Annotated in this window: 18 protein-coding genes; 13 read left to right on the top strand and 5 right to left on the bottom strand. The window is 42.1% G+C overall.

Annotation, left to right across the window (positions count from 1 at the left end; genetic code table 11):
• Positions 1–76: 76 nt before the first annotated feature.
• Together ACN0QW_RS18825 and ACN0QW_RS18820 are read right to left on the bottom strand one after the other, a co-directional pair.
• Positions 77–1,348 carry a hypothetical protein gene (locus ACN0QW_RS18825; protein WP_417433740.1) on the bottom strand — a complete coding sequence of 424 codons (1,272 nt, stop codon included), beginning with the start codon at positions 1,346–1,348 and terminating at the stop codon, positions 77–79.
• A gap of 58 nt (positions 1,349–1,406) precedes the next feature.
• The gene (locus tag ACN0QW_RS18820) at positions 1,407–1,880 is read right to left on the bottom strand and encodes a DUF805 domain-containing protein (RefSeq protein WP_417433738.1); all 474 of its coding nucleotides are present in this window, start codon (positions 1,878–1,880) and stop codon (positions 1,407–1,409) included.
• A gap of 241 nt (positions 1,881–2,121) precedes the next feature.
• Here ACN0QW_RS18820 and ACN0QW_RS18815 point away from each other — a divergent pair, with 241 nt between their 5' ends.
• Together ACN0QW_RS18815 and ACN0QW_RS18810 are read left to right on the top strand one after the other, a co-directional pair.
• The gene (locus ACN0QW_RS18815) at positions 2,122–2,712 is read left to right on the top strand and encodes a TetR/AcrR family transcriptional regulator (protein ID WP_417433737.1); all 591 of its coding nucleotides are present in this window, start codon (positions 2,122–2,124) and stop codon (positions 2,710–2,712) included.
• Entirely contained in the window at positions 2,712–3,050 is a 339-nt protein-coding gene (locus ACN0QW_RS18810; RefSeq protein ID WP_417433735.1) for a TfoX/Sxy family protein, read from the top strand. The genes ACN0QW_RS18815 and ACN0QW_RS18810 overlap by 1 nt, the downstream gene beginning before the upstream one ends.
• Positions 3,051–3,135: 85 nt before the next feature.
• Here ACN0QW_RS18810 and ACN0QW_RS18805 read toward each other — a convergent pair whose 3' ends face one another.
• Positions 3,136–4,605, bottom strand: a complete 1,470-nt coding sequence (locus ACN0QW_RS18805) for a malonyl-CoA decarboxylase (protein ID WP_417433733.1) — start codon at positions 4,603–4,605, stop codon at positions 3,136–3,138.
• 219 nt (positions 4,606–4,824) lie between these two features.
• The gene (locus ACN0QW_RS18800; protein WP_417433731.1) at positions 4,825–5,760 is read right to left on the bottom strand and encodes a cation diffusion facilitator family transporter; all 936 of its coding nucleotides are present in this window, start codon (positions 5,758–5,760) and stop codon (positions 4,825–4,827) included.
• Positions 5,761–5,955: 195 nt separating this feature from the next.
• On the opposite strand from ACN0QW_RS18800, the gene ACN0QW_RS18795 reads away from it, so the two are divergent.
• The 4 genes from ACN0QW_RS18795 (at position 5,956) to ACN0QW_RS18780 (ending at position 11,183) form a co-directional block, all read left to right on the top strand.
• Positions 5,956–8,340, top strand: a complete 2,385-nt coding sequence (locus tag ACN0QW_RS18795) for a penicillin acylase family protein (protein WP_417433729.1) — start codon at positions 5,956–5,958, stop codon at positions 8,338–8,340.
• Positions 8,341–8,371: 31 nt separating this feature from the next.
• Positions 8,372–9,592 carry a threonine ammonia-lyase gene (locus ACN0QW_RS18790; protein ID WP_417433728.1) on the top strand — a complete coding sequence of 407 codons (1,221 nt, stop codon included), beginning with the start codon at positions 8,372–8,374 and terminating at the stop codon, positions 9,590–9,592.
• A gap of 104 nt (positions 9,593–9,696) precedes the next feature.
• Positions 9,697–9,993 carry an HdeA/HdeB family chaperone gene (locus ACN0QW_RS18785; protein WP_417433727.1) on the top strand — a complete coding sequence of 99 codons (297 nt, stop codon included), beginning with the start codon at positions 9,697–9,699 and terminating at the stop codon, positions 9,991–9,993.
• Between the two features lie 17 nt (positions 9,994–10,010).
• Positions 10,011–11,183 carry a trans-sulfuration enzyme family protein gene (locus ACN0QW_RS18780; protein WP_417433725.1) on the top strand — a complete coding sequence of 391 codons (1,173 nt, stop codon included), beginning with the start codon at positions 10,011–10,013 and terminating at the stop codon, positions 11,181–11,183.
• Positions 11,184–11,219: 36 nt separating this feature from the next.
• Here ACN0QW_RS18780 and ACN0QW_RS18775 read toward each other — a convergent pair whose 3' ends face one another.
• Complete coding sequence (locus ACN0QW_RS18775; RefSeq protein WP_417433723.1) at positions 11,220–11,699, bottom strand: flavin reductase family protein; 480 nt, start codon at positions 11,697–11,699, stop codon at positions 11,220–11,222.
• 273 nt (positions 11,700–11,972) lie between these two features.
• Between ACN0QW_RS18775 and ACN0QW_RS18770 the strand changes: the two genes are divergently transcribed.
• The 7 genes from ACN0QW_RS18770 to ACN0QW_RS18740 all read left to right on the top strand — a co-directional run.
• The gene (locus ACN0QW_RS18770; protein WP_417433721.1) at positions 11,973–12,890 is read left to right on the top strand and encodes a DMT family transporter; all 918 of its coding nucleotides are present in this window, start codon (positions 11,973–11,975) and stop codon (positions 12,888–12,890) included.
• A gap of 124 nt (positions 12,891–13,014) precedes the next feature.
• Positions 13,015–13,878 carry a flagellar motor stator protein MotA gene (gene motA / locus ACN0QW_RS18765; RefSeq protein ID WP_299379787.1) on the top strand — a complete coding sequence of 288 codons (864 nt, stop codon included), beginning with the start codon at positions 13,015–13,017 and terminating at the stop codon, positions 13,876–13,878.
• Positions 13,879–13,973: 95 nt separating this feature from the next.
• Entirely contained in the window at positions 13,974–14,939 is a 966-nt protein-coding gene (gene motB, locus ACN0QW_RS18760; protein WP_417433719.1) for a flagellar motor protein MotB, read from the top strand.
• 58 nt (positions 14,940–14,997) lie between these two features.
• The gene (locus ACN0QW_RS18755) at positions 14,998–15,504 is read left to right on the top strand and encodes an RDD family protein (protein ID WP_417433717.1); all 507 of its coding nucleotides are present in this window, start codon (positions 14,998–15,000) and stop codon (positions 15,502–15,504) included.
• 171 nt (positions 15,505–15,675) lie between these two features.
• On the top strand, positions 15,676–16,458 hold the full coding sequence (locus ACN0QW_RS18750) for a phosphatase PAP2 family protein (RefSeq protein WP_417433715.1): 783 nt from the start codon (positions 15,676–15,678) through the stop codon (positions 16,456–16,458).
• A gap of 110 nt (positions 16,459–16,568) precedes the next feature.
• Positions 16,569–17,294, top strand: a complete 726-nt coding sequence (locus ACN0QW_RS18745) for an arginyltransferase (RefSeq protein ID WP_417433713.1) — start codon at positions 16,569–16,571, stop codon at positions 17,292–17,294.
• Between the two features lie 260 nt (positions 17,295–17,554).
• The coding region (locus ACN0QW_RS18740) for a twin-arginine translocation signal domain-containing protein (protein WP_417433765.1) at positions 17,555–17,683 on the top strand (129 nt) is incomplete at its 3' end.

Raw genomic sequence — 17,683 nt, 5'->3', positions numbered from 1 at the left:
TGTATAATGAGAAAGCCCGGTATTTTTGCCGGGCTTTTTTATTACTTTTCAATATGATTTTAGAAATATCCGTCGTTCAATTCATTCCTGAATCTAGATTTAAATTAACGCGGCGGTAAAGAGTTTGAGGCTTACTAATATATCTACTGCTGTTATAATAATCAGGATTAACAACGCCCCCTTGGTATCCACCAATTATGAATACGTTTTCACTTTCGTTTAGAGATAACGAAGGATGCCATGCATCATACTGATAGGCTGAGCCCTTAAACTGCAAAAAAGCATCCCGAATACTCGAAGAAATTCTCCTCCAGGTTATCAGGTCTAGATACCTGCATTTCAGTAGAGGGTCCACCAAATCGGGCTCAACGCCTCTCATAAGATCTTCAGCAGATTTATTCATTTCTCCATTAACGAGCCGAGGCTTTAACTCCAACGCTGAAAAGCCGAATACCTTCCAATCGGATGTTGAGTTAGATGGATACTGATTGTAAGCCCAGATTTTACTCGTTAGATAGGAATCGCCATATAGAAAATGAAAACAGGCACGAGGGCCATGTCCCGAGCCCAAACTATCACCAAAGCATAGTGCAATCACTGAGGTTTTATCTTCGGTTTTGAGATAAAGCGTTTCACTTTCAAAGCCAGTGAGTTTTTCTTCTGCAGGAATATAGAAAAATCGATCTTCTCGCTTTTCTTTCTCTGCGTTATACGGGGGGTAAGCAACAGGTTTAACCAAATTGTGAACCCCTACATACTTTGAAGTGTCGATCTCTTTCGTATCGTGGAAAATCCACGGGCTTGGCGGTGGTGTATCCAAAGCAATGGGAGGAGCCGATGTTAAGATTGTAGGCTGATATGCTTCCTGACATGTCGCAAAGGTTCGTTCCCACCTGTCATTCCAAGAACCATTTACCCAACCACCAGCGATAATTATTCTCTCTGGTACCGGGCCCGTTTTTTCAGTTTTAGGCCAAAAGGTAAATGCATCTGCAATACAGTCATCAACCCGCCGCCACAGACCATAAGATGGATGGTACTTATCTGAATGTTGATTGTGTCTTTCCGCCCAAATTTTGGCTGATCGAATATGATCGACCTGCCACGCAAGTTTGTTATTTATAGGTGTGACATAGCTTGGGCTCAGAGAATATCTTTCGTAATTATCGTAAACAACAGGCCCCGTTTCCACCAACAACGGATAACTTAAACCATCGTATTGATACTCAAACCTCAGCCAATTCCCTTCCGCAGGACTATCCTTCGGGCCAAGCTTTTCACCACTAACTAAGTTGACCAGGGCTATATTTTCGGGATCAAAAGCCCACCAGCCAATAATATCAATCATTTACAACACTCTTCTTTTGAGTTCATATTAACTGGAATATTGAGATAAGTTGTTTGATTTACAGGCGGGAAACATAATCTGATTCTGTTGATCTATCTATGAGGTCGGCATAACTGTCGGCCTGTATTTTACTGTGTATTGTTTTTCCCGGCATTGCCGTCAGCAATAAACCCAAGATGATATTCACCCCGGGTACGGCAATCAATAATGCCAGCCATTTGGACCAGCCGATATGATTTAAACGATGTGCCATCCAGCACATTTGCGCACAAAAAGTCGTAAGGATAACCGAAAGAATAGTCCAGCCACCTTTAATCTCTATATCCTCGATCGGATCTTGAAGTGCTGAAATAATATCTTCAAGGGGGATGATATTTGTAAAACTCATAATCAGGAAAGCCCAAAGAAAAAGGGATAGAAATAGCATTCTAAAAATATAGGTAACTCGTCCAAGAACCTTTTCATCACTGCTGACATAAAGAATTGTCGGCGGTAAAATGATTACTGAAATAATGGCAAAAATTCCTAGCATTAACATAGCTCAATTTAGTTGGCATCTACGATAACTCTACTAAACAGGGATTAATTATCAACAAATAATAGTTAAAATTGTATCCTTTTGGTGCGCCTATTTTTTACATCATATTTTTTAAGCCACGCGAGATATTTTAGTTAGTACACTGTTATCATTAGAAAATATATTTAACTTGAAATTATTATTATTTTAGAATATTCATTTTAAAACAAACAATCTAAAATTTTATGGAAATTAAATGGGCCGAAATTTATCATTTAATGAAAAAGAGACCCTTGCGAAAGTCGCAAATATCTTTCGTGAAAAAGGGTATGAAGCAACCACGGTTAAAGACCTTGAAAAGGCAACGGGTTTAACATCGGGAAGCCTTTATAATTCTTTTGGCGGCAAGGAATCTCTTTTTGATATCGCGATTGGTTATTACAACAATAACGTTGTGCGAAATCGGATCAGCAGATTTTTGGATCAGGCAGATGATCCGCTTGCAGGTTTGAAAGATCTTTTCCATTCATTGCTTAATGAGCTTGGTGGTCAGGAAAATGGATGTTTATTAACCAACACGGCAGTCGAGTTTAACAACAGACGCAGACATATAACGCAAGAACTAGATACTGGATTTTCCCTTTTAGAAGCTGCGTTCAAAAGACAGATTATTCGTTGTGTCGAAAAAGGGAAAATAGCCAAGCACCCTTCCCCACAACAAGCAGCGACACGCCTGCTCATTTTTTACCAGGGTATTCTTGTTCTGGTTCGGGCGGGACTACGGCGCAAAGAAATAGAGCAGATCATCAATGATGAAGTGGATATGATTTTGGGGAAAGCGTCTTAATGCTGCAAAAGCCTGATGATCATAAGAATAACTTCTCTCGATATATTCTGGAACAACTTGAACCGTTGGGTGACTTAAAAATAGGGCGGTTCTTTGGTGGTAAATCTATCAAATACAAAAACAAGAAGTTCTGTATGATCATGAAAAACAGGCTGTATTTCAGGGTCTGCCCGGACAGCCTTTCTGAATACCTGAATTATGGATCAGAGCCTTTTAGCTATTTAACAAAAAACGGTCGGGTACAGGTCAAAAAATATTACGAAGTCCCTACCGACATTCTGGATGATATTGACGGATTAAGGGCGTGGGCAAAACTCGCCATCAAAGCTACGTTATAAGGAGCTACGATTAAGACGTTAGGTTCTAAAGGGCCTCGTTTTAAATAGCGGTCCCTCACCTTCTGTTAAATTTGGATCTCGTACTTTATCCGGCAATTGTACGTTTTAACTTTGCAAAAGTACTTTCTGCACCTAACTCACCACCGAGCTGCTTTAGATAGCTCCGCACCTGTGAGCTCATAACAACAGAGCCGTCGTTCATAAACCTTTCGTGGTTTTTCTCGATATCAGCCAGATCATAACGGTAGTTGACCATAATGCCGCTTGCTTGCGATATTCCTTTTTCAGACGTATCACCCAACCAGTTGATCTGGTTTAGCTGTGCACCGTTTTTAAGGTGGAACCGTGCCACAGGATCCAATGCGCGGCCTTTATGATCTTTTTCATGGAAATAAGCGACGCACAAACGTCTGAGTGGACCGCGTAAAAGCTCGCTGAGTTCTTTATCTTCATACCAGTTTTGGTCTTGAAAACAGAGAAATATAGCTGTCTTGGCAACATCTGCCCCTGTCTTTGCCTTTAGACGCTCCATTTCATCACTTGTGACGGCGTCTTCGTAGAAACTTGCATCAAGATCGGCAAGCCATGCCCTGAAATCGGGAACAGGCGATAAGGTCGCATAGTTTTTTATCCACGGCATTTCATGGGACAGGTGCTGCACAACCTGTTTGATCAGGTGTTCACCAAAGGATATACCGCGTAATCCGGTTTGCGTATTGGTTATGGAATAAAAAATAGCCGTGTCTGCATTTCGTGGGTTCCCAAGCGGGGCTTCAACGTCTAATAGCGCCTGAACGTTTTCTGCCAAACCCTTCACCAACGCAACCTCGACAAAAGCGAGTGGTTCGTCAGGCATACGGGGATGGAAAAGCGCGTAACAACGACGGTCTGAATCCAATCGGTTACGAAGGTCTTCCCAGGAATCTATTTCATGTACTGCTTCGTACGCGATCAGTTTCTCTAAAAGTGCGGCAGATGTATGCCAGTTCATTTCGACAAGATCGAGAAAGCCTGTATCGAACCAAGAATTTAAAAGCTGTTGTAGGTCACGATCCAAAGCGTTGAGATATGGGTCTTTGCCTTTTATCTTTAAAAGATCATCCCGGATATCAACCAGAAACTTCACGCCATTTGGTAAGGCATTGAATTGCATCAATAACTTTAACCTGTCAGGGGCGGAAGCCTGTCTTAGATGATAGGCTGCAATAATACGTTCAGCTTCGTCTTTTGCTGTTTGGTATTCATTGATGGTTGATTTAATCAAATCATCATTGGCACAAAAATCTTCTGCAAGCGTTTTTAGAAAAACACGTTTCCCATCAAGGTCAAGGTCCAGATAGGTTCTGCCAAGATCCGCTGTCCGCATTCTGGCAGAAACATCACCACCTGGACCATTCAGGCATTCATCCATCATTTTTTTGATGTTTTTTGTCTTAATGGATGAATCAGAACTAGAAAGTCCAACGCTGCGCGCGGCCGTCTGGGCGATATCCCGCCATGCACCGGATAGCTGTGATAAAGTACTTACAGTTGCCAGATTTTCGTTCGCCATCATTAATACCCTTAAAGATCAGAATGTGTTAAATCACACTTGATGATGATCCTGATATATTCAAGACCAATACAAAAGCTTTCTACCAACTTTTAAAGCCCCTTGTTACAGCAATACAACTTAATAGCAGCAAAACTATGATTGCCTTAACTTAAAGGACTAAATGATTATTCTTTTAAGTTAACTCGATGAAAGCATGGAACGAGAACCTTTTTTATTGTGCTAGTTGCTGTTCGCAGCCCGATTGTGCCCTCTCCAGCTCTGTGCTTCGATGAAGACCTTCCTGACATCCGCATGTGTGGTTCTGATTTGCCGTTCCATTTTGGAAATAACGGCTTCGACTTCCTGCGATGAAATATCATCCTTAAAGTCAAGCGACAGAGTAACCAGAATATCCATGGGACCATTTTGTAGTGAAAGGATTTCGTTGGTTCTAAGCACTTCTGGATGATGGGCGATAATGCGACGGATTGATCTTTCAATTTCAGGATCAGCCCCTTCTCCGATTAAAAGTCCTTTTGTCTCGTAGGCCAAAACCCACGCGATGGTAGCAAGTAAAATACCAATAACGACAGACGCAACACCATCGAGTTCAGGAATATCCAACCACAAGCCTAGACCAAGTCCAATCAATGCGACCATCAAACCTAGCATAGCAGCTGAGTCTTCCAACAAGACCGCAAAAATTGACGGATCTTTACTTGTTGCAACAGCTGCAAAATAATTACTTCCCTTTACGGACCTTTTAAATTCTTTGAAGGCAATATACCAGGCAGCCCCTTCAAAAACGAGCGCGGCGCCGAGCACAACAAAGTTAACCATAGGGTTTTGAATAGGTTCTGGATCCATAATTTTATGGATACCTTCGTATATGGAAACACCTGAACCAATGGCAAAAACCAATAAGGCAACGACAAAGGCCCAGAAATACAATTCACGACCATACCCATAGGGGTGTCTTTGATCCGGAGAGCGTTTTGCACGATGCAAACCGTAAAGCAACAACCCTTGGTTCCCAGTATCTACCGCTGAATGGATAGCTTCGCTGAACATAGCAGAGCTGCCTGTGTACGCAGCCGCAATTGCCTTTGTTATTGCAATCAAGCCGTTTCCGGCCATTGCTGCGAAGATGACCATTTTGGATGAATTTCCGGCCATGCCTGTTCCCCTTTATCACGAACAATTTCAAGGTCCGTTATTACAATCGGCCCATTGATCTGATTTGGTTCGTGTCTTGAAATAGAAATCAAATAAGAAGCGACATAATAAGCAACATGTGACAAGGTTCAATCACCTTATTATATATTCTAATTTTTACTCTCTGATTTTATTTGTTTGCTGTATGGAATTATAATGCCTCGTAAACTTAAAATTCTCTTTTTGAGCCTTGCTGGAATATTCCTCTGTCTCTTTCTGTTTATGACAGGAATGTTCTTTTGGATGCGCGGATCTCTCCCGCAGCTTACAGGTAGTATCCAGATAGAGAGCTTACAAAAGAAGGTCGAGGTTATTCGCGATACGGACGGGCTGGTAACCATCAAGGCTCAAAACACAAGCGATGCATACAAGGCACTTGGCTTTGTCCACGCACAGGATCGGCTTTGGCAAATGGATTTCATGCGCAGAGCTGGTTCGGGAAGACTGTCAGAAGTCGTTGGTGAAGCAACGCTGAATATCGACAAGTTTATGCGTACTTTGGGTTTTCAAAAGCTTGTTGAATCAAACTATGAAATGCTCCCCCCCAAAGTACAAAAAGCTTTTGAAGCCTATAGCGCTGGCGTCAATGAATACATCAGTAATCATGCATCAACGCTTTCACCTGAATTCCATCTATTAAACTACCAACCAGAAGAATGGAGGCCGACAGATTCCTTGTTATGGGGACGGCTTATGGGGCTCCAGCTTTCTGATAATTTTAACCGCGAACTCTTGCGCCAAAGGCTCCTACAGCATCTGCCGACTGAAGACATAGATGACCTTTGGCCTCAAGATAATAATGATCCGACGATTATCCCTCAGTTGGACCTGTCTAAAGCTTCTCAAAAAGAAATCTTTGCTGGGGGGCATCCCCTACCCTGGACCTTAGCACCGAAAGATGCATCAAATGCATGGGTCGTTTCTGGCGATAAAACTGCAACGGGGAAACCAATTCTGGCCAACGATCCTCATCTTGCCTTGGATGCGCCGGGTCCTTGGTATCTGGTTCGAATAGAAACGCCAGATTACACCTGGGCCGGGGCAAGTTCCCCGGGCGTTCCGTTTATTATATTGGGACACAACAGTCACATTGCTTGGGGGTTCACCACGACGCACAGTGATACACAGGATTTGTTTATTGAACAGGTTAATCCGGATAATCCGAACCAATATCTAACACCTGAGGGATATAAGGATTTTAAGGAAAAGATCGAGACAATATTAGTTAAGGATCAACCTTCTCAAGCATTTCCGGTACGTAAATCACGCCATGGACCAATCCTTACTCCTGTACTGAGTAATTCCCCTATATTGAATAACTCTGGCAATAAAACAGATGAACATCTTTTAGCTCTTGCCTGGACTGCACTACGCGAAGACGACCTGACAGCTCAGGCACTGTATGACATCAACTTTGCAACAGATGCCAAAGACTTCGCACAAGCCGTAAAGAATTTTCATTCTCCTCAGCAAACATTGGTCATGGCAGATCGTCAGGGTAACATTCAATTAATGGCACCGGGGCGAGTTCCTGTTCGACAACAAGGTGATGGCCGTTACCCGGTTTCTGGTTGGACGCAAGAAAATGACTGGATTGGCATCGTACCGTTCAAGGATCTGCCACAAAGCTTAAACCCCCGCGATCAGAAGCTCGTTACTGCAAACAATAAACTTATCGGCGATGATTATCCTTACTTGATTGCAAAAGATTGGCCTAATTCCTATCGCGCAAAGCGAATACATCAACTGCTTGATAAAAAAGCTAAACTGTCCGTAGATGATAATTTGGCTATTCAAATGGACACTCTATCGATTGCCGCATTGGAAATGTTAGACATTTTATCGGATACACCTGCGGCTGATCTGAAAAGTGAAGCCATAAAACAAAAACTTTCACGTTGGGATGGGCAGTTAACTCTAGATGCAACTGAACCAGCCATTTTTTATCACTGGATATATTGGTTAAACCAGGCCGCTTTTGGAAACCTTCCTACAGATGCAAGTTCTTTTCAAACACCAAATATTTTACGCTTACAAAGGCGGTTAGTTGAAAGTCCTAATTCTTGGTGTGTATATGGGGAAAAGCTCGTCAATGAAGATAACTGTGTCGCCCAGATGACAGAAAGCCTGCGCAGAGTTGCTTCTAATTATACTCAACTGGAAAAAGACAATACTTGGGGAGAGTTACATTCAACAACTTTTCAACATCAAATTTTTGATAGAATTCCGATTTTAGGTGAGCTATTAAAACTAAAGATCGCCACGCCGGGCGGGCATGACACGGTTAATCGTGCAAGCCCGTCAATGAAAAGTGGTAATTTATGGCGTTTTCCGAATGTTCACGGCCCCTCTTATCGGGCAGTTTATGATCTGGATAACCTTGATAATTCAAGGTTCTTAATTGCAACAGGACAATCGGGGAACCCACTGTCAAAGTTTTACGGTAATTTCCTATTACGTTGGCGCGATGGAAATTATGTGAAACTGGATGGGAAAAACACAAGTGGTCAAAATCAGCGTTTAATGCTGAATAATAAATAAGAACTAAACTAAAAAAATTAGGATTGATAGGGTGACAGTAACAATAGACGATATCCGACAAGCGGCGGATGAAATACGCGGTGATGTGGTTAGAACACCCTTTGTGCATGCTAAGCGGCTCTCTAAAATACTTGGATGCGAGCTTTACCTTAAATTGGAAAGCCAGCAATTTAGCGGATCATTTAAGGACCGTGGTGCTCTTTATCGCATTAAAAACCTGACAGACGCGCAAAAAGAAAAAGGTGTAATAGCTATGTCTGCGGGTAACCATGCACAAGGCGTTGCTCTGCACGCTAATCGTATGGGCATACCGGCCACAATTGTTATGCCTGAAACGGCCCCGTTCAGTAAGATTGAACGAACCCGTGCTCTTGGTGCCAAGGTTATTCTGTCAGGTGAAACTTTAGATGATTCTCGCAAGGTTGTTGATGAAATCGTTGCAAAAGATGGCCTGACTTTTGTTCATCCCTATGATGATGAGCATGTGATTGCTGGCCAAGGAACAATTGGCTTGGAAATGTTGGAAGAACAACCCGATCTGGACGCAATTATCGTTCCTATCGGTGGCGGCGGTATCTTGTCTGGTATTTCGCTGGCCGCAACTGCAATCAATCCAGATATCAAACTCTATGGTGTTGAAGCAAACCTGTTCCCGTCAATGTCACAAGCAATAAAGCATCAGCCTGCGACATCTGGCGGATCGACCATGGCTGATGGTATTGCCGTTAAAGAACCAGGGGTAATTACCCGCGAGATTATTGACCAACTAGTAGAAGAAATTTTTCTTGTCGATGAAAGTCAAATTGAAACAGCTATCCTGACCCTTGTTGAAGAACAGAAGGTTGTTTCAGAAGGTGCAGGAGCAACAGGCGTTGCTGCTATTTTAAACAATCCGGAAAAGTTTAAAGGCAAAAAGATTGCGACGGTTATCTGTGGCGGTAATATTGATGCTCGAATGTTGTCTGGCTTGTTAATGCGTGGCCTGATGCGTGATGGGCGTTTGGTTCGAATTAGAACTGAGATGGTCGATCAACCCGGTTTGTTAGCAAAAATATCGAGTGAAATCGGGAAAGCCCGCGGCAATATTATCGACGTAATGCATCAAAGGCATTTTTACGATGTGCCTGCAAAAATGGTCGAAATAGATTTTATCATTGAGACCCGTGATAGTGAACACGTCGATGAAATCGTTGAATGCCTAGTTGAAATGGGTATTTCAACTCGAATTTTATCTTCGAGATCAACCGATTAATATTATTATATCATGTTTATATTAAAAGGGGATTTTGCTCCTTTTAATCAGGCTACTGTCAGGTGCCAACGTTATTTTCTTCATTTTTCGTAAGGATATCGACAATGAAACTCAAGTGTAAATTTCTTCTCACATTTTCACTAATTACATCACTATTTACATTAACTCTGCCACTTGCTGCAGAAGAGCTACCTTTCAAAAAGATCACATGCTCTGAATTTGATAATACCGACGAATTGATATCTTTTGCTTTCTGGTTAGATGGCTATTTTTCCGGTGCAGCCCAAAAACAACTTATGGACGAAAAATCCATTGAATTAATTTTAGAAAAAACCGTTGCCACTTGCCAAAGCAACCCTGAAAAGGCAGTGTTCCAGATTATTAGCGATTTAAAATCATAATTATCAAAAGTTGTTTAATGTCTGATAGCCCCAATAAATCCAATCGATTGTCTTTTGCAACCCGCACAATTCACGCGGGACAAAGTCCTGACCCAAGCACAGGGGCTATCATGCAACCAATTTATGCGACCTCTACTTATGTACAGGACGGATTGGGTGTGAATAAAGGCTACATGTATAGCCGTACAGAAAATCCGACCCGTCAGGCTTATGAGCGTTGTATCGCCGACTTGGAAAGTGGTGAGTTAGGATTAGCTTTTGCCTCGGGCCTTGCAGCGATCAGTACTACGTTGGACTTGTTGGATTGTGGCTCTCATGTCATTGCCATGCATGATCTTTACGGGGGAACACATCGTCTGTTCCGTGATGTGCGGCCACGTTCGGCAGGTCTGGAAATTGATTTTGTAGATTTAACTTCAATCGACACCTTAAAAGCTGCTCTGAAACCAGAAACGAAAATGATCTGGATAGAAACACCGACCAACCCTCTTCTTCAGCTTGTCGATCTACAGGCTATAGCTTCTATTGCCAAGCAACACGGTATAATAACGGTCTGTGATAATACCTTTTGTTCTCCGTGGGTTCAGCGCCCGCTAGAATTGGGGATTGATATGGTTATGCATTCGGCAACTAAATATCTAAACGGCCACTCTGATATGATTGGGGGTGTCTTGGTTGTCGGTGAAAACCCTGAACTATGTGATAAAATCAAATATTTACAAAATGCATTGGGGGCAATTCAGGGACCTTTTGATTCTTTCCTTGCGCTGAGAGGCCTGAAAACACTTGCATTACGTATGGAACGTCATTGTCATAATGCGCTGAAAATCGCACAGTTTCTGGAAAACCAAGATCAAGTTGAAAGGGTTTGGTACCCCGGACTGCCGAGCCACCCACAACATGAACTGTGTAAGCAGCAAATGAAATCAGGCGGTGGCATTGTCACTTTCACGCTCAAAGGTGGGTTAGAAGAAAGCAGACGCTTCCTTGAGCGAGTTGACCTTTTTGCTCTCGCGGTAAGCCTGGGAGGCGTAGAAAGTCTGGTTGAACACCCCGCATCCATGACCCATGCTGCAGTGTCACCAGAGCACAGACAAGCAATTGGCATAACAGATAATTTGATAAGACTATCTGTTGGTGTTGAAGATAGCAATGATCTAATTAATGATCTAAAATTTGCACTTAAGTAATTAAAATCAATATTCTACAAACACATTTTAAACTATTTATTCAATATGAACGCCACGATATTTTCCACGGAAATATAAAAGTGGATCACCTTCGTTTTGGATTAGTGTCTCTTCTACTTTACCAACGACAATAACATGATCGCCCGCATCGTATTGCGCGTACATTGAACAGTCCAGATTAGCCAGACAGTCTTCCAAAATTGGGACACCAGTTTTCAGAGTGCGGGTTTTAACCCCTTCCCATCTCTCTTCTGAAAAGGCAAAACGGTCGGAAATATCTTTTTGCCCATCGGTTAAAACATTGATGGCAAATGCATCTGCTTCATTGAATGCTGGCAGACAGTTTGATCGTTTATCAATACAGAATAAAACCAAAGGTGGTTCAAGAGAGACAGAAGAAAAGGAATTCGCTGTTAGACCATGGGGAATGCCTGATTGGTCACGAGTTGTGACAACAGTCACACCTGTAGCAAAATTTCCCAAAACCTTGCGAAACTCATTAGAGTTAAATGCCATACCCCAGTACTCTATTCCAAATAAGTCTGTATTCTTTGCCCTTATGGACGCAACGGCACCCTACAAATAAAGTAACACAGAAAACAACAGAATTTTTACGCATCACGACATATTACCCATGAAAACGCTAAAGTATTCTGAAAGCGACCTCTTTTACCATAACATTTTCCCAATTCTCGCCAAAATTATACAATGGAGAATGTCGCACTTGTAACAGTATATAAAAGCAGATATGTGAACCTCTTTGTATGTATTGTTGTGAGTTCAAAGGTCATGTCCCGTATCCAAGCTAACCTTATACTGTTAGTGGCCGCAGCTATCTGGGGATCAACTTTTGTTGTCCAACATGTGTCTATGGATGTTATTGGTCCGATGAGCTTTACCTCGGCTCGTTTTTTTCTTGGATTTCTTGTTGTCCTTCCTCTTGCCTTGAGAGAATGGAAAAAGAAAAAAGCTTTGATCAAAGAAAAACCTTTTCTTGCGATCACAACAAAAGATTTAGTTCTCATGGGGATCATTGGGGTCATACTCTTCACGGCAACAATTATTCAGCAATATGGTATCATTCATACAACGGTTACCAATGCCGGCTTTTTGACAGCTCTTTATGTCCCGATGGTTCCCCTTCTTGGCCTTATAATTTTCCGCAAAAAACCACACTGGATTACCTGGGTCGCTATCGCCTGCTCCTTTTCGGGAACTACCCTTATCAGTGGCGTTGATTCAAGTCTGCAACTGGGATACGGGGATGCGCTTATCCTGACATCAACCATTTTTTGGGGCCTACATGTTCTCTTGGTTGGTCTGGTTGCCTCCCGTACGTCTATGCCACTAACACTTGCTGCTGTACAATTTGCAGTCTCGGCAATAATCGCAACGTTCTTTGCCCTTGCCTTGGAAACGATAACGCTGGAGATACTCAAATCTGCATTTTGGTTCATCGCTTATGCAGGTATTTTATCTGTTGGCATTGCTTTTACCCTTCAAGTTGTGGGGCAAGCCCATACCCAACCTGCAGATGCTGCCTTGATTCTAAGTATGGAAACAGTTTTTGCAGCCATTGCCGGGGCACTTATTCTCGGTGAAAGGTTGGAAACTAACGGTATGATTGGTTGTGCTTTAATTTTAAGTGCCATTTTAATGGTAGAGCTATTACCCAAGCTAATCCGCAAACGAAGACGTTTTAGTTAAGATCAAAATATTCATATAAAATTTGAAGATTATTTAACTCGTTTTTACAGATAATTACGACTTGTTAACCTTATTCCGTGATGATGCGAAATAGAGGCTTTTAAACAGGAATCGAACTTCTGTCATGACAGTTATTTTAGGTATTATTATTGTATGTGCATGTGTTGTCGGTGGATATATGGCCGGTGGCGGACACATGGGTGTTCTTTGGCAACCATTTGAATTTGTTATTATTCTTGGTGCAGGTGTCGGAGCCACAATTTGCGCCAACTCCAAAGCAACACTAAAAGGTATAGGCTCTGCCTTTGGTCGTATGGTTAAAGGCCCCGCATACAAGAAAGAAGATTTTTTAGAGCTGCTTTGTTTGCAGTATCAGGTTTACAAGCTGGCCAAAACTAAAGGAATGCTGGCTCTTGAACAACATGTTGAAAATCCAGAAGAGTCTGCTCTCTTTTCGCAATTCCCAAAGTTCCATGGTGACCATCATGCGGTTGCTTTCGTTTGTGACTATCTCCGTTTAATGAGTTTAGGTGCTGATAATCCTCATGAAATAGAAGGTTTGATGGACCAGGAACTAGAGGTACATCATTTGGAAGATGCCAACGTTGGTGGCGCCCTTGCCGGGTTGGGAGACGGTCTTCCAGCTCTTGGTATTGTGGCAGCTGTTCTAGGTGTTATTCACACCATGGGATCCATTAGTGAGCCACCTGAAGTTCTTGGTAAACTTATTGGTGCGGCACTTGTTGGAACGTTTTCGGGTATTCTTGCGGCTTACGGTTTTGTATCCCCGATGGCATCTGCCTTTACAAAAGTCGCCGAAGAAGATTCCAGATATTATGAATGCCTAAAGGCCGGTTTGCTGGCACACATGGCGGGCAATGCACCTACTGTATCGGTTGAATACGCACGTAAAACTCTTATGTCCCATGTTCGACCAAGCTTCTATGAGGTCGAAGAAGCGGCAAATGAGCTTCCTGCGCCGGGTTAATCTATACCCAGTATTGTTGATAATTTAGTATATGTTCATAATTTCACCCAGATTTTTAGATATCTTATTGATGTTAGTTAATTCGGAAAAAAAGAATGGCTGAGGAAGCTCAAGGCGTAGTCATAATAAAGAAGGTCAAGAAAGGTGGCCACGGCGGCCATCACGGCGGGGCCTGGAAAGTTGCTTATGCTGACTTTGTGACTGCGATGATGGCCTTTTTTCTTTTACTTTGGTTGCTTAATGCAACAACAGAAGAACAAAAGCTGGGTATTGCAGACTATTTTGCGCCCTCTTCCAATATTTCCAAAGCAACAAGTGGTTCTGATGGATTGCTCGGGGGGCAATCTATTTCCAAAGACGGTGCACTCGTATCACAATTCTCTAGTATCGGCGTGCAAATGCAATTGCCACCAGAAGAGGAAAGTGAAGAAATCGATCCAAATGCCGAAAAAGATCCCTTAAAAGGTGACGGTAAAGCAGACGAAGAACAATTGGAAGAGTTTCGGCGAGAACAAGAACAAAAACAATTTGAAGAAACTGCCGTCGCACTGAAGACGGCAATAGCTGATAACCCCGCACTTGCCGGACTAGAGGAAAATTTACTGATTGATAGAACACCTGACGGACTTCGAATTCAGCTCGTAGATCAGAATGGAACTTCTATGTTTCCAAGCGGTGCGTCTAATATGCTTGATCACACCAAAGAACTTTTGGGCCTTGTTGCCGACGCTATTAAAGATATTGATCAGCAGATAGCGATCAAAGGGCACACGGATGCGACGCCCTATAAAACAGAGAACGGATACACAAACTGGGAACTTTCTTCTGAAAGAGCTAACGCAAGCCGACGGGCACTTATAGATGCTGGGTTAGCCAATAACCGGGTTTCATCAGTAGAGGGTTTGGCTGCAACAGAACCTTTTGACAAAGAAAACCCAACTGCTGAAATAAATCGACGGATTTCAATTATTCTCCTCAAAGATGATGATGAAGTCTTGAAGAAGAAGATGGATCAAGGGAAGTCAATCAATGTAGATACGATTACATCGGACCCAACATAACCCAGTACTTGAAAACACTATACTTGAAACTCCTCCTTTATGATCTTATTTGTTTGAGATGACTGATACACAAGCTGTTGGATTTAATAAAGTAGCGCAGAGATTAAGATTTGGGATTAGCCCTTCTGATACAAGAGGAGTTCTTTTCGATCGAAGCTTTGCGTATGTAATCGATTTTATTATATTGGCTGTATTAGGCCTGATCGCTGGTTTTATTGCCTTTATATTAACGATACTTTCTTTTGGTATCCTCTCGCCGTTATTGGCTCTTCTGTCCTTTATTCCCTTGCTTTATCATAGTTATTTTTTGTCTCAACAAGGTGCTACACCTGGTATGAATGCTATGGGTGTCAAAATGATAACGATGGATGGAAAGCCTGTTACGTTGGTACACGCCCTTCTGACAACAGTGATTTTTTACCTGACTGTTCCTGCAACCAGCTTCTTGATCCTCCTCGTTGCTTTTTTTAATGAAGAAAAAAGAACGCTGCATGACATTCTGACCCATACGGTTGTAGTTAATGATGAAATCCCAAAGACAACGATTGATGAAATTTTAAAGTGACGACGGGTTTTTCACACGTTTCATCCTATAAAACTTGAAAAATTGCGGACTTTCATAATTTAGCCGCATTCGAGCATAATAAATCTGTCATCTTTTGGTCTGGTCTTATCGATCTTTTCTCGGTAATAAAGACCTATAATTCCTATCAGATTATTATTGAGAAAAATAAAAATGCAGCGTGAACTACTTGGGACCGAGTGGCGAATAAAGAATTTCACCATTTTAATTACCATCGCCGTTCTTTTCGGACTTTCATATATCTGGGAACCAACAAGTGAGCTTTGGCACGCAGCGAGTGTTGATTTTTTCTGGGCCGTTAACGGCTCCCTGACTTGGGGCGAACCATGGCAAGTCTTTTGGGCAGCAACAAATACCCCTGTGTTTGACAAAATGAATGGCCTCATCATGGCAATTCCTTGTCTTTGGTATGTTATAGGCGATAGAAGCCGCCCCCTTAGCTTACGCTTAGGGCATATGCTGGTTATGGGGATTGGTATTATTGTCGGTGTTTATTTCGCCAAACATGCTTTCCGATCCTATGAATCTCTTAGCCCATCTTTGATTTTCAGTGATACGTTTAATAACCTGAATGAACTTGTTCCGTGGCTAGAAGCAAAAGTAAGTGCCGATGATAGTTTCCCTGGTAACCATGCTGTCGTTGCCGGAATTTATGGTGTCTTCTTTTATTTTGCAATTGGCCGTAAATATTTCTGGCTCGCCCTTCCAATTGCTATACTTGGCGGAACAGCACGTGCTGTAGCTGGCGCTCACTGGTTATCTGATCTTGTGGTTGGCGGGGCTATCCATATTCTACCGATTATGGCTCTAACCTTTACGATCCCAGCAATTCGTTGGGCAGAAAGCTTTCTTAATACCCTAGCTGACGTTTTGGTTTTAAATTTACCAAAAGCCATAACCGGTCCATTTGTGAAATTAGCGCGCAAACTGACATAAACTTTTCATATACTGAATACTACAGTATCAAATAGAACAGGGCCGTTGACCATGAGCAACGGCCCTGTTTATTCTTTGGTAACAAAATTACAAAACAAAGTATTTGGTGCATGACGTTCACAAAACCTCAATTGTTCTTCACAACACCTCCCTCACCTTGCCCCTACAAAGAAGGGGAAGAAGAACGGAAACTGGTAACCGAATTTTCAAATCACGAACCCATTCAGCAATATGACTTACTTATAAAGTCTGGTTTTCGACGTAGTCATAATTACCTTTATCGCCCCCTCTATAATAATTCTGATTATTGTCTTTCTGTTCGTGTTCGTACCAATGATTTCAACATGACCAAATCACAACGTCGGGTTTGGAACAAAAACCAAACTCTTCAAGCCAAAGCTTTTCGGGCGAAGGCAACAGAGGAACAGTTTGAACTTTTCCGTTCGTATGTCGAGCAACGTCATGGCGATGGTGATATGAGCGATATGTCATGGGCTGATTATAAAGAAATGATAGAAACCAGCCCCATTGATACAGAAATTATAGAATTCAGAGCGCCCGACAACCGTCTGATCTCTGCGTGCTTGATTGACTGGGTTCATGGGGGTGTTTCTGCTGTTTATAGCTTTTTTGACATTGAGTATTCGAATAAAGGCCTGGGAAGCTATATGATTTTATGGCTAATCACTGAATCACAACGTAGAAAACTGCGGTACCTTTATCTTGGCTATTGGATTAAAGAATCTCAGAAGATGTCCTATAAATCTAAATTCACACCTCTTGAAGCTTTTCAAGGCGGAATCTGGTCTGAATTTCCTCTGTCTAACGCTTCCTAATCCCCAATATAAGAAAATAACAAGAATAACAGCATTATATTCACCTAATCATTCTGATGTAATACTTTTAAATCATCTCGTTATCCCATTGCTATAAAACGATTATGCATAATTTTAAGTGCTATTATGCAATAATACCCCCCTTTAAAATGTCAGGATTTATTGCACTCGCGAACTAACTTGCTTATTCTGTGCCACACTTTTTAGTTACTAATTCATAATATTCCTAAAATGGAAATCTCAGCAGGGAGACAATTTTAATGAATCGTAGAAAGTTTCTAACGGGCGCAGCTACGGGTGTAGCAGCAGGTGCGGCAGCAGCAACACTTAGTGCCCCCGCGATTGCACAAGGCAAGCGCGATCTAAAGATGGTCACAACATGGCCAAAG

It is taken from the genome of Kiloniella sp., assembly GCF_048259265.1.
Classification (GTDB): Bacteria; Pseudomonadota; Alphaproteobacteria; order Kiloniellales; family Kiloniellaceae; genus Kiloniella.
The sequence above is the reverse complement of the archived record's forward strand: the minus strand, read 5'-3'. Positions and strand labels throughout refer to the sequence as shown.